Below are 20,328 nucleotides of genomic sequence, written 5' to 3'. Positions count from 1 at the left end.
TGTCGACCCCGACGCAGCCAGCAAGCTCGGGAGCCGCCATGTTCGTCGCGATCGCACCACCCGCCCTCGTGGGATCGGCCCGCGACGCCGTCCATCGGTGGGCCGTCGGCTCCCAGCAGGCGGCCCGCCGCAACGCCATCGTGGCGTCGACCGAGTGCGCCCAGCGTCGGGCCGAGCGCCAGGAGGTCGAGGACTTCTTCGCGGCGCTGCTGGCGCCACGCGAGGAGGTCGCCGCGCCGCACGCGGCGCACGGTTGAGCCCTTCCGACCGGCCGGCTGGGGCACAATCGGTGCATGCCGACCTCCGCAGCCCGGGCGACGACCAGCCCGGCCCTGTCGTTCCATGACGTGCTCTCCGATGACGGGACGGTGATCCGCGCCTGGACCAACGACCCCGAGGGCGCCATCGAGGGCCCCACCGTCGTGCTCTGCAACGGGCTCGGCACCAGCGCCTACGCCTGGCCGGCACTGCTGCGCCCCGACTGCGGCGTGCGCGTCGTCTCGTGGAACCACCGCGGCACCGGCGGCTCGGAGCGCCCCGCGGATCCCAGCCACATCGAGATCGAGCACTTCGTCGAGGACGGGCTCTCGGTCATGGACCACTTCGGCGTCGACCGGGCCGTGCTGATGGGCTGGTCGATGGGGGTCAACACGATGTTCGAGATGGCGGTGCGCCATCCCGAGCGGGTGCGGGGGCTGTTCGCCGTCGCCGGCGTACCGGGCGACACGTTTGGCACCATGCTGGGCCCCCTGCGGCTCCCCCGAGCGGTCGCCCGCACGGTGACCGTGGGGCTGACCCACGTCCTGCGCTACAGCGACTGGGCGCTCACCCCGATCGCGTCCCGGCTCCCGATCGGGCCTCGTGCGATCCGGGTGCTGTCCCACTCCGGCTTCATGTTCCCGGTGGCGGACACCGAGCTCGCCGCGACGGCGGTGAGCGAGTTCCTCACGACGCCGATCGGCTGGTACATGCAGCTGGCCCTCAGCACCTCGCGACACGGGCGGGTCTCCCTCAGCAAGGTGAGCGTCCCGTGCGCCTTCGTCGCGGGGCGCTACGACGTCCTGGCCGGCACCCGCCACATGGCGACCGCGGCCGGGCGGGTCAAGGACGCGACGTACGCCGAGCTGAGCGGGTCGCACTTCATCCAGATGGAGAAGCCCGACCAGGTCCACCGCCTGCTGGTCGACTTCCTGGCGCGGGTGGGCTGAGGTGCGGCTGCTGACCGCCGGCGTCGCCGCTGCCGCGCTGCTGCTCGCCGGCTGCGGGCAGGGCGGCAACGAGAGCGAGGTGACGATCACCGGCACCCCGTCCGGCACCCCGTCCGCCGATGACACCTCGACCCCGTCCCCGTCGGACTCCGCGCCGCCCTCGAGCGCCGCCCCGGCCGGCCCGCAGGTGGTGGAGGAGGTCGCCACCGGGCTCGAGGCGCCGTGGGGGCTGGACTTCCTGCCCGACGGCGACGCGCTGGTCACCGAGCGCGACACCCGCAGGGTGCTGCGGATCTCCGCAGAGGACCGGCAGGTCACCGAGGTCGGCACCGTGGATGAGGCCGCACCGGAGGGCGAGGGCGGCCTGCTCGGGCTGGCGGTCTCCCCCGAGTTCGACCAGGACCGGCTCGTCTACCTCTACCTCAGCACCGACTCCGACAACCGCGTCGTCCGCGCCACCCTCGACGGCGACCGCCTCGGCACCCCGGAGCCCATCCTCACCGGCATCCCCAACGGCTTCATCCACGACGGCGGCCGCCTGGAGTTCGGCCCGGACGGCCTCCTCTACGTCTCCACCGGGGAGACCGGGCAGCCGGAGCTCGCCCAGCAGCGAGACGGCCTCGCCGGCAAGATCCTGCGCCTCACGCCCGACGGCCGGCCCGCGCCGGGCAACCCGTTCGGCACCGCCGTCTGGTCGTGGGGCCACCGCAACGTCCAGGGCCTCGCCTTCGACGACGCCGGCAGCCTGTGGGCCTCGGAGTTCGGGCAGGACGAGTTCGACGAGCTCAACCGGATCGACGCGGGCGCCAACTACGGCTGGCCCGAGGTGGAGGGCGAGGGCGGCGGTCAGGGCCTCACCGACCCCCAGCAGGTCTGGAACCCCGACGACTCCTCCCCCTCCGGCCTCGCCTACCTCGACGGCCACCTCTGGATGGCCGCACTCCGAGGCGAGCGGCTCTGGCGGGTCCGCGTCAACGGCGACCGCGCGGTCGAGCCCGAGGGCTTCTTCATCGGCGAGTACGGCCGCGTCCGCACCGTCGCCGTCGCCCCCGACGGCAACCTGTGGGTCATGACCAGCAACCGCGACACCCGCGGCACCCCCCGCGACGGCGACGACAAGATCCTCCTCGTCGCCCCCTGACCTCCACCCCCGGTGGTCGAGGCGCGAGGAGCGCCAGCGCTTCGGTGGTCGAGGTGCGAGGAGCGTCAGCGACGAGCCTCGAGACCCCGTGAGCCGACAAGCAACCTCGGGTCACCAGGTCTCGAGGCTCAGGCGTTGCACGCCTTCACACCTCGACCACCGAGGAGCGAGAATGCCCTGTGGATAAAGGGGATTCTCAACCCACCCACTGTCGGTGGCACCTGCTTGAGTAGTCCTATGAGCAGCCCCGCCGCCCCCACCGCGAGCCACCCCGTGGCCGCCGGAGTGGCACGGCTGCGCACCCAAGTCGCCGACCTCAACCAGACCCCGGTGTGGTCGATGACCCCCACCGAGACCGCCCAGGCGCTGGCCGACGCGACCCGGCTGCGCGCCCAGGCCGACGAGCTCACGCTGCGCCTGGCCGCCCACGCCGACACCACCCAGGCCGGCGTCGAGACCGGCGCGACCTCGACCGCGGTCTACTGGGCCCACACCACCCACCAGACCCAACGCGCCACCGCCACAGCGATGAAGCTCGCCCACGCCCTCGAGCGCCACGACACCATCGCCGCCGCGCTCGCAAAAGGCGTGATCCTCACCGACCAGGCCCAGGTCATCGTCGAAGCCGTCGACGCCCTGCCCGAGGACCTGCCACCCGAGGTCCGCGCGGAGGCCCGCGCGCACCTGCTGGGCCAGGCCGAGCACCACGACGCGAGAGCGTTGCGGATCCTGGGCAGACGGATCCTCGACGTCCTCGCCCCCGAGGTCGGCGAGGCCCACGAGGCCAAGGCCCTCGAAGCCGAAGAACGCCGGGCCGAGCAGAAGGCCCGGCTCACGCTGCACGACGACGGCCACGGCGCCACCTACGGCCGATTCCAGATCCCCACCCACGTCGCGGACCGGTTCCGCAAACAGCTCGGCGCGATCGCCAACCCCCAGGCCGGAGGGGAAGGCAGTACCCCGCACGGGATGGGGCTCGCCCTGATCGAGTACGTGCAGCGCTACCCGGTCGACCGGCTCCCGGACTCCGGCGGCCTGGACGCCACCGTGGTGGTCACCATGACCCTCGAGACGCTGATGGGTGGGCTGAAGGCGGCCCAGCTCGACACCGGCACCCGGATCAGCCCCGCCCTGGCCCGCACGCTCGCCTGCCAGGCCGGAGTCATCCCCGCCGTCCTCGGCACCCGGTCCCAGGTCCTCGACCTCGGCCGCAAGGCCCGGTTCCACACCAAGGCCCAACGCATCGCATTGGCCGTGCAGCACGGCGGCTGCTACGCCCAGGGCTGCGAACGCCCCTCGGCATGGTGTCAGGCCCATCACCTCACCCCCTGGTCTAAAGGCGGTGACACCACCGTCGAGGACGGCGTCCTGCTCTGCCGACGCCACCACACCCTGGCCCACCACCCCAACTACTCGATGACCCACCTGCCCGGCGGGAAGGTCGCCTTCACCAAGCGCGAGTAGGCCACCCGGTCCCGCCGCTAGCGAGTGCCGGCTCCACCGCCGGTGGAGCCCCGGCGGACGACGTGCCAGGCGTCGCGGTGGTCGACCGTCGGGGCATCGCCCAGCGCCGCGGCGGCGCAGGAGGCGCCCTGCGCGCGCATGGACTGGGCGACGGTGGTCAGGTCGTGCTCGCGCGCGAGCGCGGAGTCGTCCCAGCCGCTGACCCGCAGCGGCGCCCCGCCGGATCGCAGCGCACCCAGGGCGAGCCGGTCGCTCATCGCGGCGACGGCATCGAGGTCGGAGGCGCTCTCCCGCAGTCGCGCCATGACCGCCTGAGCGTCGGCCTCGTCGTTGGTGTGGCACACGCCGACCGGCAGGCGCGACCAGTGGAGACCGAGGTTGCCCGCCGCGTCCCGGAAGCCGGCGAGCCGGTCCCGGGTCACCGGGTAGGCGACCGTATCGGGGTCCAGGCCGGGGCGCAGGAAGCTCTCGCGCCGACGGTCGACGGGGAGGCTGAGCACGACCGGGCGCCCCGCCCCGGTCCACACCTCGAGCGCGACCGCGCGGGCCGCGGCCCGGTTGTCGATGGTGACCAGGGTCGTCCCCGGACGGTCGGGGCCGCCGTGCACGACCACCGGCCGTTGGGTGCTGCACGCCGCATCGAGGACCGGGTCGTCGGCGGTCGTGGTCCACACGACGTAGGCGTCCACCGCGGCGGCGACCACCCGGCCCGGGTCCTCCTCGCCCGTCCCCGTCGGGACGATGAGCAGGCCGTAGCCACGCTCGGCGCACACCTCGGCCACGCCCGCGAGGAAGGCGACGGCCTGACCGTCGTCGAAGGCGTAGGTGAGGTGCTCGCCCATCACGACGCCCAGCGTGCGCGTCGCGCCGTACCGCAGGGAGCGGGCGCTCGGGTCGGGGCCGGGGTAGCCCAGCACGGCGGCGGCCTCCAGCACCTTGGCGCGGCTCTCGCCGGAGACCCGCTCGGGGCGGTTGTAGGTGTAGGAGACCGTCATCGGCGAGACCCCGGCGAGGCGCGCCACCTCGGACATGGTCACGCGGCGCGGTGCAGGGGATTGCATGCGCGCAGTCTAGGTGTGTAGCGTTACACAAATGGCCGGCAGACCACCCGGGAGCACGGCGCAGGGCTCGTCCTTCGTGCGCGACTCCCCCACCGTGCTGTCCTATGCGGCCCTGCTCTGCTTCGCGTTCTGGGTCTACGGCTACGGGCCCGCACTGTCGCTGCTGCGCGACGACCTGCGCTTCTCCTACACGGTGCTGGGGGCCTACACGGCCGCCTGGTCGGCGGGCACGGTCCTGACCGGCCTACTGTTCCCCACGGCCGCCCGCCTGCTGCCGCGCGCCGCGCTGCTCTGGGGCTCGTCGATCGTGGCCACCGCGGGGCTGGCACTCTTCGTGCTCGGCAGCGGCGTGGGGCCCACACTGGCGGGCGGGGCGGTCCTCGGGGTGGGCGGGACCATGCTGCTCACCACCATCCAGGCGCTCCTGTCAGACACCCACGCCGAGCTGCGCGAGCGCGCGCTCGTCGAGGCCAACATCGGAGCGGCGGCCTGCGCCGTCGCCGCGCCGCTCGCCCTGGGTGCGCTCGCAGTCACCGCCGTGGGGTGGCGGGCGGCGTTCGCGTTCCCGGCGGTCGCGCTCGCGGCGCTCTACCTGTGCTTTCGGCGCCTGCCGCTGCCTGCGGCGTCCCCGCACCACGGCGCCCGCCCGGGGCCACTGCCGACGGCCTGCTGGCTGTACGCCGGCCTGGCCGCTGCGAGCATGGCCGTGGAGTTCTGCCTCGCCTACTTCGGGACCGAGCAGCTGAAGGACAACGGGCTGGCGACCAGCAGCGCGGTCCTCGCCATGAGCAGCCACTACGTCGGCCTGCTGCTCGGGCGCATCGTCGGCGCGGTCGCGACCGGACGCCCGGGCCGCAGCGGCGAGCTGCTGTACGCCTCGCTCGTCGCCACCGCCGGGGGGTTCGCACTGTTCTGGCTCGCATCCGACACCGTCGCCGTGACACTGGGCCTGTTCGTGGCCGGACTCGGCATCGCGAACCTCTACCCGCTCGCGGTGGCCCTCAGCCTCGCCGCCGCGCCGGGACGCGAGGACCAGGCCAACTCCCGCTCGCAGCTGCTCGGCGGCCTCCTCGTCGTCGCGGCGCCGTACGCCCTCGGCAGCCTGGCCGACCGCGTGGGCCTCACCCGCGCGTACGCCATCGAGCCGGTGCTCATCGCGCTCTGTCTGATCCTGCTCCTCGCCGGCAACCGGGCCCGCCGTCGGAGCGAGGCCACCTGATCCCCCTCGACCCGGCTCAGAGGATCCCGGTCAGCACCCCACCGTCCGCGCGGAGAGCGGCGCCGTTCGTCGCGGACGAGACCGGGCTGGCCAGGTACGCCGCGAGGTGGGCGATCTCCGACGGCTCGATGAAGCGCTCCAGCAGCGAGGTCTGGTTGCCGCCGATGACGGCCGCCTTCAGGGCGTCCACCGGCACCGACTGCGCCTGGGAGATCTGCGCGACGGCGTCGGCGACCCCGTCGGAGTACGTGGGACCGCCGAGGATGGTGTTCACCGTGACCTCGGTGCCGCGGGTCAGCTTGGCGAGCCCGTTGCTCAGGGCGAGCACGCCTGCCTTGGTCACTCCGTAGTGCAGCATGTCCCCCGGCACGCTCACCCCCGACTCGGTCCCCACGAAGATGACCCGGCCCCACCCGCGCTCGAGCATCAGGGGCAGGAGGTGCCGCGTGAGACGGACCCCGCTCATCACGTTGACCTCCCAGTAGCGCTGCCACGCCTCGTCGTGAATGTCGGCGAACGGCGCGACCTCGAACAGGCCGACGTTGTTGACCAGGATGTCGATGGAGCCGAGGTCGCCCAGCAGCCGGCTCACCTGCTCGGGATCCGCGAGGTCGGCGGCCAGCCCCGACGCCTTCGCCCCCGGCACCGCGGCCGTCAGCCCGGCCACGGCCGCGCGCACCCGTTCGGGGTCGCGGCCGTTGACGGTGACGGAGGCGCCCTCCCGGAGGAGGGCCTCCGCGATCGCGTAGCCGATCCCCTGGGTGGAGCCGCTCACCAGGGCGGTCCGGCCCGACAGTCGAAGGTCCATGTCATCTCCACTCATGTTGACTTGCTCAGGAAAGTGAACCCTAGCCGAATGACTTTCCTGATCAAGTCATCACCCCGTAGTCTCGGCCCATGTCGGACGACCGCACGACCGCCCCGCTCAGCGGCGAGGACCTCGAGACCTGGGCCGCGCTGGCCACCGTCCTGGAGTGGCTGCCCCCGGCTCTCGACGCCCAGCTGCAGCGCGATGCCGAGCTCACCCACTTCGAGTACGGCGTCCTCTACGCCCTCGCGGGTGCCCCCGACCACACGCTGCGCATGAGCGTCCTGGCCGGGTACGCGAACAGCTCGCTGTCCCGGCTGTCCCGTGCCGCCGCCCGCCTGGAGACGCGGGGCTGGCTGCAGCGCTCGACCGATCCCGCCGACGGCCGCTACACCCTGGCCCACCTCACCGAGGAAGGGGCGCGGAAGGTCGACCAGGCCACCCCCGGCCACGTCGCCACCGTCCGCCGCCTCGTGCTCGACCCGCTGACGTCCGCCCAGGCCCGTCAGCTGCGCGAGATCAGCCGGCGCATCCTGGCCTCCATCCGGGACGAGGGCGGCTGGACGCCTCCGGCCTGAGCGCTAGCGGGGCGCGCCCCGTGACCCCGGGTCCGCGGTCACGGTGGCACGCCTCGCGGCGCGGCGCAGCGTCGTCAGGATCGCCGGGCCGAGCAGCGCGATGGCGACGGCGTTGGTGATCGCGCGGCCGGTGTCGAAGCTGCCGGTCGAGGTGATGAGCGTGTACTTCAGGAACGTCGTCAGGTTGTCCAGCAGTGCCGCGCCCGGCACATAGGACAGCGACCCCTCGTGCCCGGGCACCTGGATGCCGAGCAGGAACGGCCAGCTGGACAGGTTCATCAGCAGCCCGAAGACGTAGGCCGCCACCACGCCGTACGCGGCGAGCATCGCGATCTCGGCGCGCCCGCTCACCCGTCGCGGCAGCAGCCCCGCCCCCATGCCGATCCAGGCCGACACGATCATCTGGAACGGCAGCCACGGCCCCACGCCGGCGGTCATCAGGGCGGAGGCGAACAGCGAGGTGCACCCCAGCACGAACCCGAAGCCGGCCCCGAAGACCCGCCCGCCGAGGATCAGCAGGAAGAAGACGAACTCCACCCCGGCGGTACCGGCGGAGACGGTGCGCAGGATCGCGTTGACCGCGCTGAGCACCCCGAGCACGGCCAGCACCCGCGCGTCCATGCCGCCCTCGCTGAGCTCGGCCAGCACGACCGCCACGATGACCGGGAGCAGCGCCAGGAACAGGAACGGCGGATCCACCCGCGCGTCCTGCGGCACCCGCAGCAGCAGCGGCCAGCAGAGCATCATCAGCCCGCCCAGCGACGCCACGCCGAGGACGGCCACGGAACGCGGCGAGATGGGGACGGCGGGCGCGCTCATGCCGTGTCCGCGGTGTCCAGTGCGGCGACGACCTCGTCCACCCGCAGCCAGGGGGCGCCCAGCACCTTGGTGACCTGCGGCGCGAACGCGGGCGACTCGGCGACCACGCGGCGCGCCGGGCCGGCGGATACGACCTCGCCCTCGGCCATCACCACGACGTCGTCGGCGGCAAGGGCGGTGAACTCCACGTCGTGGGTCGCGACCAGGACGGCGTGGCCCTCGTCCGCGAGCGCGCGGAGCATGCCGGCCAGCGATCGCTTCGCGGCGTAGTCCAGGCCGCGGGTGGGCTCGTCGAGCAGGACGACGTGGGGGCGGGCGACGAGCACGAGGGCGAGAGCCACCGCCAGGCGCTGGCCCTCGGAGAGGTCGCGCGGGTGGCTGTCGCCCGGGATCCCGGGGACCAGGCCGTCCAGGATCTCGCGGGTGCCGGGGCCGCCGGCCGCGCACTCCTCGTCGACGGTCTCGAGGTAGAGCAGGTCCGCCGAGCTCTGCGGCAGCAGTCCGACGACGTTGCGGCGCTCGGCCGGCGCGAGCCCGGCCGGGTCGGTGCCGCCGGCGGTGACCCGGCCGTGCTGACGGCGGCCGGTCCCCTGCAGCGCCCACAGCAGCGAGGACTTTCCGGAGCCGTTGCGGCCCATGAGCGCGGTGACGCGCCCCGCCCCGAGTCCGAGGTCCAGGGCGCGGACGGCGACGGTCCGGCCGTGGGTCACGGTCAGCTCGCGCGCCGTCAGGGCGTCCGTGGTGGCGACCACGGCGTCGGGCCCCGGTGGGGCGAGGTCCAGGGTGCGGGCCTCGCGTCGGGCCTCGCGCACCGTCAGCGGGAGCGGGTGCCAGCCGGCGGCCCGGCCGAGCTCCACGATCGGGGGTACGACGGGCGAGTGCGCCAGGAGCTCGGCCGGGCGGCCGACCTGGACCCGGCCGTCCCCGGTGAGCAGGCACATCCGGTCGGCGAACGGGACCACCCGCTCGAGGCGGTGCTCGGCGACCAGCACCGAGACCCCGACGTCGTGCACGAGGCGGGTCAGCGTGGCCAGCACGTCCTCGGCGGCGGTGGGGTCGAGCGCGGACGTCGGCTCGTCGAGGACCAGCAGGCGCGGGTGGGTGGTGAGCACCGAGCCGATGGCCACCCGCTGCTGCTGGCCGCCTGAGAGCGTGCGCAGGTCGCGGTGGCGCAGGTCGGCGATGCCCAGCAGGTCGAGCGTCTCCTCGACGCGCCGCCGCATGCTGTCCGGCGCCAGCCCGAGCTGCTCCATCCCGTAGGCGAGCTCCTCCTCGACGGTGTCGGTGACGAACCCGGCGGCCGGGTCCTGACCGACGTACCCGACGACGTGGGCGCGGTCGCGCGGCGCCGTGTGCAGGATGCTGGTGCCGTCGAGCAGCAGGTCGCCGCTGAGCGTGCCGCCGGTGAACCGGGGAACCAGCCCGGTCACCACCCCGAGCAGCGTGGACTTGCCGACGCCGGTCGGGCCGGAGACGAGGACCAGCTCGCCCTCCTCGATCGTGAGGTCGACCGCGTCCAGGACCCGCCGGTCGTCGTAGGCGAAGGAGATGCCGCGCAGCTCGATCATGGCGCGACCTCCCGTGGGGGCGGGGCCGCCGCGGCGGCGACCACCCCGGTCAGGACCCCCACCAGCGCGACCAGGCTGATCTCGGGTGCCACCGACAGGTCGGGGTAGGCGATGAGCAGCTGGTGCTCGCTGACCCACCAGCCGGCGACGCCGGCGGCGAGGCCGGACGCGACGACGGCGAGCTCCGGCCACTGCCAGCGGTCGGGCCGGTAGCGGGTCCGCTCGACCCGGCGTCCCGCGCTCACCAGGCCGGCCACGGCGACAACCACGCCGAGCCCGAGCATGGGCAGCGCGAGCAGCCTCGGGGCCGTCTGGTCGAGCAGCGCGTAGACACCGACGCACACCCCGCCGAGGCCGGCCAGCATCAGCGCGCCCGTCGTACGCCGCTGGCCGGGCGTGAGCCCCGCGGCGCGCCCATAGCCCCGGGTGTCCATCCCGGCGGCGAGGGCCAGCGAGCGCTCGAGGGCGTCCTCCAGCACCGGCACCAGGGTGCGGCGCAGCCGGCGCACGCGCCCGGTCTCCCCCGCGCGCAGCGACTGGGCGGCGCGCACCCGGCGGACGCTGTCGGCGAACTGCGGCAGCACGGTCACCGCCACGACCAGGGCAGTGCCGATCTCGTACAGCGCCGGCGGCATCGAGCGCAGCAGCCGCTTGGGGTTGGCCAGGGCGTTGGCGGCCCCGATGCAGATCACGATCGTGGCGAGCCGCAGCCCGTCGTAGAGCCCGGCCAGCAGCGACTCCCGGGTGACCGGGCCGAGGAGCGTGAACCCGAGGACCCAGTCGGGCAGGGGGATCGTCGGCAGGTCCAGCAGGACGGTGCCCGGGTAGGTGCCGCCGAAGAGCAGGCGCAGCACGACGCGGAGCACCACGATCACCACGCCGAGCCAGACGTACAGGCGGAACGAGCGGGCCCACGGCTGCTCCGAGCGCCGCGCCATGACCACCACGGTCGCGACGCCGACGAGCAGCAGGAGGACGAGCGGGTTGGTGGTCAGGGAGGCGGCCGTGGCAAGGCCGACCGCCCACAGCCACCAGGCCACGGGATGCACGTCGCGCGGGAGCCGGGCCCCGCTCATCGCGAGCTCACGTCCGGCCGGACCGGCGCCGCAGCAGGAACGCCACGCCGGCGGCGCCGAACAGCGTGCCGATCAGCACCGGGGCGACGAAGGCGGGCAGGCCGTCGCCGGCCGGAGCCGTCGCCGGAGCCGTGTCGGCGGGGGCGCGATCGGCCGGTGCGCCCGGGGTCGCGCCCGACGAGGCGGCCCCCGGCTCGAGGCGCGGTCGCGCATCGCCGCCGCGCTGGTCCCAGGACAGCGCCACGTAGCCGCCGTCGGGGATCGTCAGCGCACCCGCGCCCAGCCCCGAGTAGGTCCAGGTCCCCGACTCGCCGTCGGACCACCACAGCCCCCAGTAGGCATCGGCCGGAGCGGTCGTGACGCAGGGGTCGTCCTGCGGGAGACCGCTCACCCGGCAGACGAACCCGGCCTGGCGCGCGGCGTAGGTGAGCGGGTGGCCGACCGAGGCGAAGAGGTCGGCGGCCCGCTTGCCGGCACCGTCTTGGTCACAGTCGGCATCGACACCGCCGCCCAGCTCGTGGAAGTCGACCACGACGGTGACGCCACCGCCGGAGCAGGGGGCGGCCATCGCGGCTGCCGCCTGAGTGGGTGCGGACGCGCCTCCGACCGCCGCGACCACCAGGGCCGCGGCGGTCAGGAGCCGCGCCGCAGAGGTCACGGCGAGGTCGCTCCGTCGTCGGTGTCGGAGGCGAACGCAAGGGCGCCGAGGCCTTGCGCCGTGGCGTACTGCCACTGGGTCAGGCCCTCGGCCCCGATGCCCTTGCTCCGGGCGGCGTCGTAGGCGCCACGGTCGAAGGCGATGGCGCCGGCCTCACCGGCGAGCCCCTGGGGCTGCGAGCCGGAGTCGTCGACCTGCACCCCGCCCACCCAGCGGGCAGCCTGCTGCACCGCCTCCCGGTCGCCGAGCTCGCCCAGTGCCTGACCGGCGACGCCCGTGCTGTTGGCGTTGCCGGGCTCGCCCGGCTGGGTGCCCCAGGAGCCGTCGGCGTTCTGCACCTCGGCGAGCCAGGCCGCGCCGGCGCTGAGCACCGCCTCGATCTCGGCGTCGTCGGCCTGGTCGTGCAGCATGAGCAGCGCGGTCGCGGTGGTGTCGACGCTCCCGGCCGCCGCGGGGTCGCTGTCGCAGCCCTGGTCGGGTGAGGACGCCGGGCTGAAGCTCTCCCGGAAGAAGCCCTCCTCGCACTGCTGCTGGACCAGCCACTGCGTCGCCGCCTCCGCCTCCGGGTGGTCGGCCGCGTCGAGGGCGTGGGCGGCGAACGCCTGGCCGAGCGTGTTGGCGTACTGGTAGTCGACCTTGCCGTTCGTACGGTCGAAGAGCCGGCCCTCCAGTCCCGGCTCATCGCTGACGTGGTCGGCGACCCTCGCGATCAGGTCGACGCCGCCGTAACCGGGGGCGGCGTCGACCAGCTGCGCGAAGACCGCCGACTTGGCGGCGGCTCCGCCCACGTCACCGGTGACCTCGCCGCCCTTCTCGTCGGGGTAGCTGTAGGAGATGTAGCCGGCCACGACGGGCTCGAACCCCTTCTCCATCTCGTCGAGCACCGCCGGGTCGGCGCCGGCCGCCTCGAGCGCCAAAGCGGCGTCGATGTTGCGGCCGCAGTAGTCGGGGCACGCACCGTCCAGCAGCCCGTCGGTCATGTGCTCGCTCAGCCAGGCCACCGCGGTGTCGGCCGCCGTGGGACCGGAGCTGTCGCCGGCCGGCGGTGACTCCGGCTCCGACTCCGGCGATCCGCACGACACCGCGGTGCCGGCCACGAGGGTGAGGGCCGCGGCCAGCAGGCCGGGTCGCCCGAAGGCAGGCTTTCTCATGGGGTTCCTCTCCGCTGCACGCAGCGGAGGCGTCCAGGCCCGTTGCCTGGGGGGCGCCACCGCTGCTTGTCCTCGACAGCGTGTGATCGGACGCGTCACCCCAGGTGCTCCGGCTCGCACCGTGGTCCCCGGAGGGATCACGATGCCTACGGTTGCGGGTCAGCGCCGGAATCGGACCGGCTTCCCCTGGCGTGGGCGTAGTACTACGGGCGACACCCTAGCAACGGTGGGCGGCCACGGGTCACCTCCGGGCCCATGAGAAAATGCACGCCGAGGTGCGACCCTGGCGGTCCGGAGGGGGAAGCTAGGCATGAGCGAGGCCCACGACGAGCGCGCGGCGCCGGTGGTGGCTCCAGGACCGGACCTGCGATTGTTCGGCGCGGCACTGGACGGCATCCCGGACGCGGTGGTGGTGGTCGACGGGTCCGGGTGCATCCGGTTCGCCAACACCCAGGTGCGGGAGGTGTTCGGCTACGAGCAGGACGAGCTCGAGGGCCGGCAGATCGAGATGCTGATCCCGCCCCGGGTCCGGGAGGGGCACCCCCACCAGCGCTCCGGCTACCCGCGGCGTCCGATGGGGCTGCTCAAGCTCGCCGCGGTCCGCAAGGACGGCGACGAGTTCCCCGCCGAGATCTCGCTCTCGCCGATCGAGACCGAGCACGCCGACCGGCTGACCGTGGCCACGGTGCGCGACATCAGCGAGCGGCTGCGACTGGAGGATGACGCCGAGCGAGCGCGCCACGACCTGCTCGCCAATGTGACCCACGAGCTGCGCACGCCACTGACATCGATCCTCGGGTACGTCGAGGTGATGCAGGGCCTCGACGACGCGGAGCTCGGCCCGGAGGCGCGGCGGATGCTGGACGTGGTGCAACGCAACGCAGAGCGCGAGCTCCAGCTCGTCACCGACCTGCTCGACGTGGCAGTGGGCTCGCTCGGCCAGACCCGGCTCATCCTCGCTCCCGTCGACGTCGTCAGCCTGCTGCACGAGGCCCGTGCCGCCCACACGCAGACCGCACGTGCGGCCGGCCTCGAGCTGGTGGTCTCCGCTGCCGGACCGGACCCCGACGCTCCGCCGGCGCTCACGGCCCACGGCGACCGGCACCGGCTGCTGCAAGTGCTGGACAACCTGGTCGGCAACGCGGTGAAGTTCTCACCGGCCGGCGGGGTCATCACGCTGTCGGCCGAGGGGCTCGCCGACAGCGTGATCGTGTCGGTGGCCGACACCGGGGCGGGGATCCCCCTCGAGGACCAGGGCCGGGTCTTCGAGCGTCTGCACCGCGGCAGCAACGCGCTGACCGCCCAGTCGCCGGGCGCCGGGCTGGGACTGTCGATCGTCCAGTCCATCGTGACGGCGCACCGCGGCACGGTCTCCATCGCGAGCGACCCCGGCGCCGGGACGCTGGTCACCGTGCAGCTGCCGCGCTCCCCTGAGGCGTAACGGTCAGGTCAGCTTCTCCAGGACCAGCTCGCGGACCCGGGCGGCGTCGGCCTGGCCGCGCATCTCCTTCATGACCGCCCCGATGAGGGCGCCCGCGGCGGCGACCTTGCCGTCGCGGATCTTGTCGGCCACGTCGGGGTTGGCGGCGATGGCGGCGTCGACCGCGGCACCGAGCGCGCCCTCGTCGGACACGACGGCCAGCCCGCGGGCGGCGACGATCTCCTCCGGGGTGCCCTCGCCGGCGATCAGGCCGTCGAAGACCTGGCGGGCGAGCTTGTCGTTCACCGTGCCCGCGTCCACGAGCGCCTGGACGGCCGCGACCTGCGCCGGGCTCACCCCCAGGTCGACGACGTCGACGCCGGCGTCGTTGGCGCGCCGGGCGAGCTCGGAGCTCCACCACTTGCGCGCCGCCTGCGGCGAGGCGCCGGCGGCCACGGTCTCCTCGATGGGCACCAGCACGCCGGAGGCGACGACGTCGCGCATCTCCAGGTCGGTGTAGCCCCAGTCGGCCTGGAGCCGGGCCCGGCGCTCGACCGGGTTCTCGGGCAGCGTGCCACGCAGCTCCTCGACCCACTCCCGGCTGGGCGCGACCGGCACCAGGTCCGGCTCGGGGAAGTAGCGGTAGTCGTCGGCGTCGGACTTCGGGCGCCCGCTGGTGGTGACCCCGGTGTCCTCGTGCCAGTGACGGGTCTCCTGGAAGATCGAGCCGCCGGCCTCCAGCACCGCGGCGTGGCGCTGCATCTCGTAGCGCACCGCGCGCTCGACGGAGCGGAAGGAGTTGACGTTCTTGGTCTCCGTGCGGGTGCCGAGGGTCCCCGAGCCCTTGGGCGCCAGGGAGAGGTTGACGTCGGCGCGCAGGTTGCCCTGGTCCATCCGCGCCTCGGAGACACCGAGCGCGAGGATCAGGTCGCGCAGCTGGCTGACGTAGGCGCGGGCCACGGCCGGCGCCTTCGCGCCGGCGCCCATGATCGGCTTGGTGACGATCTCGATGAGCGGGATCCCGGCGCGGTTGTAGTCGACCAGCGAGTAGTCGGCACCGTGGATGCGACCGGTCGAGCCGCCGACGTGCAGCGACTTCCCGGTGTCCTCCTCCATGTGGGCGCGCTCGATCTCGACCCTAAAAATCTCGGGGCCGGTCTCTCCTTGGACTTCCACGTCCATCCATCCCTCGAAGCAGATGGGCTCGTCGTACTGGGAGGTCTGGAAGTTCTTAGGCATGTCCGGGTAGAAGTAGTTCTTCCGGGCGAAGCGGCACCACTCGGCGATCTCGCAGTTGAGCGCCAGCCCGATCCGGATCGCGGACTCCACGGCCTTGCCGTTGACCACCGGCATCGCCCCGGGCAGCCCCAGGCAGGTCGGGCAGACGTGGGTGTTGGGCTCACCGCCGAACACGGCCGGGCAGCCGCAGAACATCTTGGTCGCGGTGTTGAGCTCGACGTGGACCTCGAGGCCGAGCGCCGGGTCGTACGCCGCCAGCACGTCGTCCCACGGGACGAGGGTCTCGGTCATCGGGTCACTCCTGTCAGGGCCGGTGCGCGGTCGAGCAGCGGGCCGCCCCACCTGTCGGCGAGCAGCGCCTCGAGCGCGGCGCCGACGCGGTAGACCCGGTCGTCGGCCATGGTCGGGGCGAGGATCTGCACGCCCACGGGCAGTCCGTCCTCGTCGGCGAGGCCGCCGGGCACCGAGATGCCGGGGACGCCGGAGAGGTTGGCCGGGATCGTCGCGAGGTCGTTGAGGTACATCGCCATCGGGTCGTCGACCTTCTCCCCCAGCTTGAACGCCGTCGTCGGCGCGGTCGGCGAGATCAGCACGTCGGCCTGCTCGAAGGCCGCGTCGAAGTCGCGCGAGATCAGGGTGCGGACCTTCTGCGCCTGACCGTAGTAGGCGTCGTAGTAGCCGCTGGACAGCGCGTAGGTGCCCAGGATGATGCGGCGCTTCACCTCGTCGCCGAAGCCCGCGTCGCGGGTGGCGCGCATGACGTCCTCGGCGCTCGGGCTCTCGATGCCCTCGGGCATCACCCGCAGGCCGTAGCGCATCGCGTCGAACTTCGCGAGGTTGCTGGACGCCTCGGCCGGCAGGATCAGGTAGTAGGTGGCCAACGCGTGGACGAACGTCGGGCAGGACACCTCCACGACCTCGGCCCCGGCGCCGACCATGAGGTCGACGGCCTCCTGGAAGCGCGCCTGCACGCCGTCCTGGTAGCCCTCGCCGCCGAGCTCCTTCACCACGCCGACGCGGACGCCGGTGAGGTCGCCCGTGGCGCCGCGGCGCACCGCGTCGGTGAGGTCGGGCACGGGCTGGGTGATCGACGTCGAGTCCATCGGGTCGTGTCCGCCGATGAGCTCGTGGAGCAGGGCGGCGTCGAGGACCGTGCGGGTCACCGGGCCGACCTGGTCGAGGGAGTTGGCCAGCGCGACCAGCCCGTAGCGCGAGACCGAGCCGTAGGTGGGCTTGACCCCCACGGTGCCGGTCACGGCACCGGGCTGGCGGATCGAGCCGCCGGTGTCGGTGCCGAGCGCGAGCGGCGCCTCGAAGGCGGCCACGGCAGCCGCGGACCCGCCGCCGGAGCCGCCGGGGATGCGGTCGAGGTCCCACGGGTTGTGGGTCGGCCCGTAGGCGGAGTGCTCGGTGGAGGAGCCCATCGCGAACTCGTCCATGTTGGTCTTGCCCAGGATCGGCAGACCGGCCGCGCGCAGGCGGCGTACGACCGTGGCGTCGTAGGGCGGGATCCAGCCCTCGAGGATCTTGGACCCGCAGGTCGTGGGCAGGCCCTCGGTGGTCAGGACGTCCTTGACCGCGATCGGCACCCCGTCGAGGCTCGAGGCGGGCCGGCCGGCGGCGCGGCGGGCGTCGGACTCGGCTGCCTGTGCCAGCGCGCCCTCGGCGTCGACGTGCAAGAAGGCGTGGACCGCACCGTCGACCTCGCCGATGCGGTCGAGCTGGGCCTGGGTGATCTCGACCGAGGTGGTCTCCCCCGCAGCCAGGGCGTCGGCCAGCTGGGCGGCGGTGCGCCGGGTCAGGTCGCCTCCGGTGCTCACTGCTCGTCCCCCAGGATCCGCGGGACCATGAAGCGCTGCTGGTCGGAGGCCGGAGCGCCGGACAGCGCCTGCTCGGCCGTGAGGCTGGGCGTGACGACGTCCTCGCGGAACACGTTGGTCAGCGGCATCGGGTGCGACGTGGGCGGCACGTCGTCGCCGGCCACCCCGCTGATCGAGGCGACCGAGTCGAGGATGACCGAGAGCTGCGGGGCCAGGTGGTCGAGCTCCGCGTCGTCGAGGTCGATCCGGGCGAGGTCGGCGAGGTGCGCGACCTCCTCCCTGGTGATTTCAGGCATGCGCCAATCCTAGGGTGAGCCCCCCGCGCACCCGTCGGCGGTTTGCGCGAGCCGCCACGCAGGAGGGGCCGCCCACCCCACGGGCGAGCGGCCCTCCTTGGGTCGTGGCGGGTCAGCAGGGCTTGATCTTGGCCAGCGCGCGGGTGCCGCCGTTGCCCATCGCGGCCTGGAACACCGAGACCTCGAGGCGGAAGCCGGGCTTGTCGGCGATGACGACGGAGCCGACTCTGGAGATCCTGCCCTTCCCGACCAGGCCGGAGTTGAACTTCTGCTTGGTCGCCTCGCCCTTGTTGAGGACCTTGACCTGGCCACCGGTGGGCCCGGCGCCCTTGCGGTTGTCCAGGCGGGCGAACACGCGGTACTTGCCCGCGCCGGCCCGGGTCTTGCAGGCCTGCAGCTCGGCGCCGGAGAGGCCCATCACCTTCTGGAAGTTCTTGCCGGCGCGGGCGGCGTCGTCGGGAGCGGCGCTCGCCGCGTGGGTCGGAATCAGGAGGACGGAGGCGGCGATGGCTGCCCCGATGGCTCGCGTCGTGGTCATCATGGGAGGCACTGTGGCACGGCTGCGGACGGGCTCGGGGTGAAATCTCCGCACGGCGGCTGACCGAATCCGGTCGCGGCAAGGATCGGCCACGGACCGGCCCGCGCTCAGTCGCCCTCGTCCGGCTCGGGAGCCTCCGGGCCCTGCTCCAGCAGCCGCTTGAAGCCGTCCTCGTCGAGGATCGGCACCTTCAGCTGCTCGGCCTTGTCGGCCTTGGAGCCGGCGCTCTCGCCGACGACGACGTAGTCGGTCTTCTTCGACACCGAGCCGGAGGCCTTGCCCCCGCGGCTGAGGATCGCCTCCTTCGCGGAGTCGCGGGAGAAGTCGACGAGCGAGCCGGTGACCACGATGCTCAGCCCCTCGAGGGTGCGGGGGGTTGACTCGTCGCGGGCGTCCACCATGGTGACTCCGGCGGCCTCCCACTTGTCGACGATCTCGCGGTGCCACTCGACGGCGAACCACTCGATGACCGCCTCGGCGATCGTCGGCCCGACCCCCTCGGCGGCGGCCAGCTCGGCCTCGGTGGCGCCGCGGATCGCCGCCATGGAGCCGAACTCCTGGGCCAGGGCCCGAGCTGCGGTCGGGCCGACGTGGCGGATGGACAGCGCGACCAGCACCCGCCACAGCGGCACGGACTTGGCCTGGTCCAGGTTGTCGAGCAGCCGGCGGCCGTTGGCCGACAGCACCCGGCCCGCCACGGCGTGGTCGGCCTCGGTCTTCTTGGCCGCGCGGGTGAACAGATCGGTGCGCAGCAGGCGGTCCTCGTCGAGGTCGAACACGTCGCCCTCGTTGCCGATGACCTCGGCCTCGAGCAGCGCCGTGGCCGCCTCGTAGCCGAGCCCCTCGATGTCGAAGGCGCCGCGGCCGGCGACGTGGAAGACCCGCTCGCGCACCTGGGCCGGACAGAACTGGTGATTGGGGCAGCGCAGGTCCTTGTCGCCCTCCTTCTGCTGAGCCAGCGGGGTGGCGCAGGCAGGGCACTCGGTGGGCATCACCCACTCGGGCAGGCCCTCCGGCCGCAGCGCCAGCACCGGGCCGAGGATCTCGGGGATCACGTCGCCTGCCTTGCGCAGGATGACGGTGTCGCCGGGGCGGACGTCCTTGCGCCGGACCTCGTGGGCGTTGTGGAGGGTGGCGTTCTCGACGGTGGACCCGGCCACGAGCGTCGGCACCATCACGCCGTACGGCGTGACGCGGCCGGTGCGGCCGACGTTGACCCGGATGTCGAGGAGCTCGGCGTTGACCTCCTCGGGCGGGTACTTGAAGGCGATCGCCCAGCGCGGCGCACGGCTGGTCGAGCCGAGGCGCCGCTGCAGGGACACGTCGTCGACCTTGACCACGACGCCGTCGATCTCGTAGGGCACGATCGTGTGCCGGTGCTCGCCGGCGTGGGCGATGTAGGCCTGGACCTCCTCGAGCGTGGGCAGGACCCGCACCTGGTCGGAGATCGGCAGCCCCCACGCGCGCAGGGCGTCGTAGGCCATCGACTGCGCCGTGGGCTCGAAGCCCTGCCGCGCGCCGATGCCATGGCAGACCATCCCCAGGGCGCGGGTGGCGGTGACGCGGGGGTCCTTCTGCCGCAGGGAGCCGGCGGCGGCGTTGCGGGGGTTCGCGAACATCGGCTTGCCGGCGTCGGTCATCGACTCGTTGAGCCGCTCGAACGCGTCGCGCGGCAGGAACACCTCCCCGCGGACCTCGAGCAGGTCGGGCACGGCGTGGGTCTCGGACGGCTGCAGCCGGTGCGGCACGGAGTCGATAGTCTTGACGTTGGGCGTGACGTCCTCGCCGGTGCGGCCGTCGCCACGGGTGAGCGCGCGCACCAGGCGGCCCTTCTCGTAGAGCAGGTTGATCGCGAGGCCGTCGACCTTGAGCTCGCAGAGCAGGTCGGGCGACGCGACGCCGTCGCGGGCCAGCCGGGCGTGCCAACCGGCGAGCTCGTCGTAGGAGAACGCGTTGTCGAGGGACTCCATGCGCTGCAGGTGGTCCACCGCGGTGAACTCGGTCGAGACCGCTCCCCCGACCTTCTGCGTCGGGGAGTCGGGCGTGCGCAGCTCCGGGAACTCCTCCTCCAGCTCCTCGAGGCGCCGCAGCCGACGGTCGAAGTCGGCGTCGGAGAGCGTGGGGTCGTCGAGGACGTAGTAGCGCCAGCGGGCGTCCTCGACCTGCTCGACCAGCTGCTGGTGCTCGTCGCGGGCCTCGGGGGTCGCGGGGGTCGGGGCAGCAGTCGGCTCCTCGGCGGCGTCGCTCATGGGGACATCTTGCCG

The 20,328-nt window shown here is 73.4% G+C and carries 19 protein-coding genes; 7 read left to right on the top strand and 12 right to left on the bottom strand.

The genetic code is table 11. The features are described from left to right. Positions 1–38 precede the first annotated feature (38 nt). The 4 genes from LQ940_RS06070 to LQ940_RS06055 all read left to right on the top strand — a co-directional run bounded on the left by LQ940_RS06070 (position 39) and on the right by LQ940_RS06055 (position 3,813). Positions 39–257 carry a hypothetical protein gene (locus LQ940_RS06070; protein ID WP_231241945.1) on the top strand — a complete coding sequence of 73 codons (219 nt, stop codon included), beginning with the start codon at positions 39–41 and terminating at the stop codon, positions 255–257. A gap of 36 nt (positions 258–293) precedes the next feature. Next, on the top strand, positions 294–1,208 hold the full coding sequence (locus LQ940_RS06065; RefSeq protein ID WP_231241946.1) for an alpha/beta fold hydrolase: 915 nt from the start codon (positions 294–296) through the stop codon (positions 1,206–1,208). 1 nt (position 1,209) lies between these two features. Next, the gene (locus tag LQ940_RS06060; protein WP_231241947.1) at positions 1,210–2,349 is read left to right on the top strand and encodes a PQQ-dependent sugar dehydrogenase; all 1,140 of its coding nucleotides are present in this window, start codon (positions 1,210–1,212) and stop codon (positions 2,347–2,349) included. Between the two features lie 237 nt (positions 2,350–2,586). Further along, positions 2,587–3,813, top strand: a complete 1,227-nt coding sequence (locus LQ940_RS06055) for an HNH endonuclease signature motif containing protein (protein WP_231241948.1) — start codon at positions 2,587–2,589, stop codon at positions 3,811–3,813. Between the two features lie 17 nt (positions 3,814–3,830). On the opposite strand, the gene LQ940_RS06050 is transcribed toward LQ940_RS06055, so the two are convergent. Further along, the gene (locus tag LQ940_RS06050; protein WP_231241949.1) at positions 3,831–4,874 is read right to left on the bottom strand and encodes a LacI family DNA-binding transcriptional regulator; all 1,044 of its coding nucleotides are present in this window, start codon (positions 4,872–4,874) and stop codon (positions 3,831–3,833) included. A 31-nt stretch (positions 4,875–4,905) separates the two neighbouring features. Between LQ940_RS06050 and LQ940_RS06045 the strand changes: the two genes are divergently transcribed. Continuing rightward, positions 4,906–6,093: an MFS transporter gene (locus LQ940_RS06045; protein WP_231241950.1), complete on the top strand. Its 1,188-nt coding sequence runs from the start codon at positions 4,906–4,908 to the stop codon at positions 6,091–6,093. Positions 6,094–6,109: 16 nt separating this feature from the next. On the opposite strand, the gene LQ940_RS06040 is transcribed toward LQ940_RS06045, so the two are convergent. Further along, a complete protein-coding gene (locus LQ940_RS06040) occupies positions 6,110–6,901 on the bottom strand; it encodes an SDR family NAD(P)-dependent oxidoreductase (protein WP_231241951.1) in 792 nt (263 codons plus the stop codon). A gap of 89 nt (positions 6,902–6,990) precedes the next feature. Here LQ940_RS06040 and LQ940_RS06035 point away from each other — a divergent pair, with 89 nt between their 5' ends. Continuing rightward, positions 6,991–7,479 carry a MarR family winged helix-turn-helix transcriptional regulator gene (locus tag LQ940_RS06035; protein WP_231241952.1) on the top strand — a complete coding sequence of 163 codons (489 nt, stop codon included), beginning with the start codon at positions 6,991–6,993 and terminating at the stop codon, positions 7,477–7,479. Positions 7,480–7,482: 3 nt separating this feature from the next. Here LQ940_RS06035 and LQ940_RS06030 read toward each other — a convergent pair whose 3' ends face one another. Genes LQ940_RS06030 through LQ940_RS06010 form a run of 5 tightly spaced genes read right to left on the bottom strand, consistent with a single transcriptional unit; the run spans position 7,483 to position 12,751 of the window. Then, positions 7,483–8,298 (bottom strand): ECF transporter S component, encoded by an 816-nt coding sequence (locus LQ940_RS06030; RefSeq protein ID WP_231241953.1) that lies wholly within the window; start codon positions 8,296–8,298, stop codon positions 7,483–7,485. After that, entirely contained in the window at positions 8,295–9,866 is a 1,572-nt protein-coding gene (locus LQ940_RS06025) for an ABC transporter ATP-binding protein (protein ID WP_231241954.1), read from the bottom strand. The genes LQ940_RS06030 and LQ940_RS06025 overlap by 4 nt, the downstream gene beginning before the upstream one ends. Beyond that, positions 9,863–10,942 carry an energy-coupling factor transporter transmembrane protein EcfT gene (locus LQ940_RS06020; RefSeq protein WP_231241955.1) on the bottom strand — a complete coding sequence of 360 codons (1,080 nt, stop codon included), beginning with the start codon at positions 10,940–10,942 and terminating at the stop codon, positions 9,863–9,865. Before LQ940_RS06020 ends, LQ940_RS06025 begins: the two co-directional genes overlap by 4 nt. A gap of 7 nt (positions 10,943–10,949) precedes the next feature. Then, positions 10,950–11,600: a hypothetical protein gene (locus LQ940_RS06015; protein WP_231241956.1), complete on the bottom strand. Its 651-nt coding sequence runs from the start codon at positions 11,598–11,600 to the stop codon at positions 10,950–10,952. After that, positions 11,597–12,751: a hypothetical protein gene (locus tag LQ940_RS06010; RefSeq protein WP_231241957.1), complete on the bottom strand. Its 1,155-nt coding sequence runs from the start codon at positions 12,749–12,751 to the stop codon at positions 11,597–11,599. Before LQ940_RS06010 ends, LQ940_RS06015 begins: the two co-directional genes overlap by 4 nt. 310 nt (positions 12,752–13,061) lie before the next feature. Between LQ940_RS06010 and LQ940_RS06005 the strand changes: the two genes are divergently transcribed. Continuing rightward, positions 13,062–14,192, top strand: coding sequence for an ATP-binding protein (locus LQ940_RS06005; RefSeq protein WP_231241958.1), 1,131 nt, complete (start codon positions 13,062–13,064; stop codon positions 14,190–14,192). A 3-nt stretch (positions 14,193–14,195) separates the two neighbouring features. On the opposite strand, the gene gatB is transcribed toward LQ940_RS06005, so the two are convergent. The 5 genes from gatB to ligA form a co-directional block, all read right to left on the bottom strand. Next, positions 14,196–15,701, bottom strand: coding sequence for an Asp-tRNA(Asn)/Glu-tRNA(Gln) amidotransferase subunit GatB (gatB, locus tag LQ940_RS06000; protein WP_231241959.1), 1,506 nt, complete (start codon positions 15,699–15,701; stop codon positions 14,196–14,198). Next, positions 15,698–17,230, bottom strand: a complete 1,533-nt coding sequence (gatA, locus tag LQ940_RS05995) for an Asp-tRNA(Asn)/Glu-tRNA(Gln) amidotransferase subunit GatA (protein ID WP_231241960.1) — start codon at positions 17,228–17,230, stop codon at positions 15,698–15,700. The genes gatB and gatA overlap by 4 nt, the downstream gene beginning before the upstream one ends. After that, entirely contained in the window at positions 17,227–17,526 is a 300-nt protein-coding gene (gene gatC / locus LQ940_RS05990) for an Asp-tRNA(Asn)/Glu-tRNA(Gln) amidotransferase subunit GatC (RefSeq protein ID WP_231241961.1), read from the bottom strand. Before gatC ends, gatA begins: the two co-directional genes overlap by 4 nt. A 112-nt stretch (positions 17,527–17,638) precedes the next feature. Beyond that, positions 17,639–18,067, bottom strand: a complete 429-nt coding sequence (locus LQ940_RS05985) for a hypothetical protein (protein WP_231241962.1) — start codon at positions 18,065–18,067, stop codon at positions 17,639–17,641. Positions 18,068–18,171: 104 nt separating this feature from the next. Then, positions 18,172–20,313: an NAD-dependent DNA ligase LigA gene (gene ligA, locus LQ940_RS05980; protein WP_231241963.1), complete on the bottom strand. Its 2,142-nt coding sequence runs from the start codon at positions 20,311–20,313 to the stop codon at positions 18,172–18,174. Between the last annotated feature and the right edge of the window lie 15 nt (positions 20,314–20,328).

The organism is Nocardioides sp. cx-173, from assembly GCF_021117365.1.
In the GTDB taxonomy this organism is placed as follows: domain Bacteria; phylum Actinomycetota; class Actinomycetes; order Propionibacteriales; family Nocardioidaceae; genus Nocardioides.
Note: the sequence above shows the minus strand (reverse complement) of the source record. Positions and strands in the feature narration are given on the sequence as shown.

Coding starts and splice junctions, on each gene's coding strand:
- LQ940_RS05985 (WP_231241962.1), bottom strand. CDS start 18,067: ATGATGACCACGACGCGAGCCATCGGGGCAGCCATCGCCGCCTCCGTC.
- LQ940_RS06010 (WP_231241957.1), bottom strand. CDS start 12,751: ATGAGAAAGCCTGCCTTCGGGCGACCCGGCCTGCTGGCCGCGGCCCTC.
- LQ940_RS06035 (WP_231241952.1), top strand. CDS start 6,991: ATGTCGGACGACCGCACGACCGCCCCGCTCAGCGGCGAGGACCTCGAG.
- gatB (WP_231241959.1), bottom strand. CDS start 15,701: ATGACCGAGACCCTCGTCCCGTGGGACGACGTGCTGGCGGCGTACGAC.
- gatC (WP_231241961.1), bottom strand. CDS start 17,526: ATGCCTGAAATCACCAGGGAGGAGGTCGCGCACCTCGCCGACCTCGCC.
- LQ940_RS06050 (WP_231241949.1), bottom strand. CDS start 4,874: ATGCAATCCCCTGCACCGCGCCGCGTGACCATGTCCGAGGTGGCGCGC.
- ligA (WP_231241963.1), bottom strand. CDS start 20,313: ATGAGCGACGCCGCCGAGGAGCCGACTGCTGCCCCGACCCCCGCGACC.
- LQ940_RS06045 (WP_231241950.1), top strand. CDS start 4,906: ATGGCCGGCAGACCACCCGGGAGCACGGCGCAGGGCTCGTCCTTCGTG.
- LQ940_RS06040 (WP_231241951.1), bottom strand. CDS start 6,901: ATGGACCTTCGACTGTCGGGCCGGACCGCCCTGGTGAGCGGCTCCACC.
- LQ940_RS06055 (WP_231241948.1), top strand. CDS start 2,587: ATGAGCAGCCCCGCCGCCCCCACCGCGAGCCACCCCGTGGCCGCCGGA.
- LQ940_RS06070 (WP_231241945.1), top strand. CDS start 39: ATGTTCGTCGCGATCGCACCACCCGCCCTCGTGGGATCGGCCCGCGAC.
- LQ940_RS06005 (WP_231241958.1), top strand. CDS start 13,062: ATGAGCGAGGCCCACGACGAGCGCGCGGCGCCGGTGGTGGCTCCAGGA.
- LQ940_RS06065 (WP_231241946.1), top strand. CDS start 294: ATGCCGACCTCCGCAGCCCGGGCGACGACCAGCCCGGCCCTGTCGTTC.
- LQ940_RS06025 (WP_231241954.1), bottom strand. CDS start 9,866: ATGATCGAGCTGCGCGGCATCTCCTTCGCCTACGACGACCGGCGGGTC.
- LQ940_RS06020 (WP_231241955.1), bottom strand. CDS start 10,942: ATGAGCGGGGCCCGGCTCCCGCGCGACGTGCATCCCGTGGCCTGGTGG.
- LQ940_RS06030 (WP_231241953.1), bottom strand. CDS start 8,298: ATGAGCGCGCCCGCCGTCCCCATCTCGCCGCGTTCCGTGGCCGTCCTC.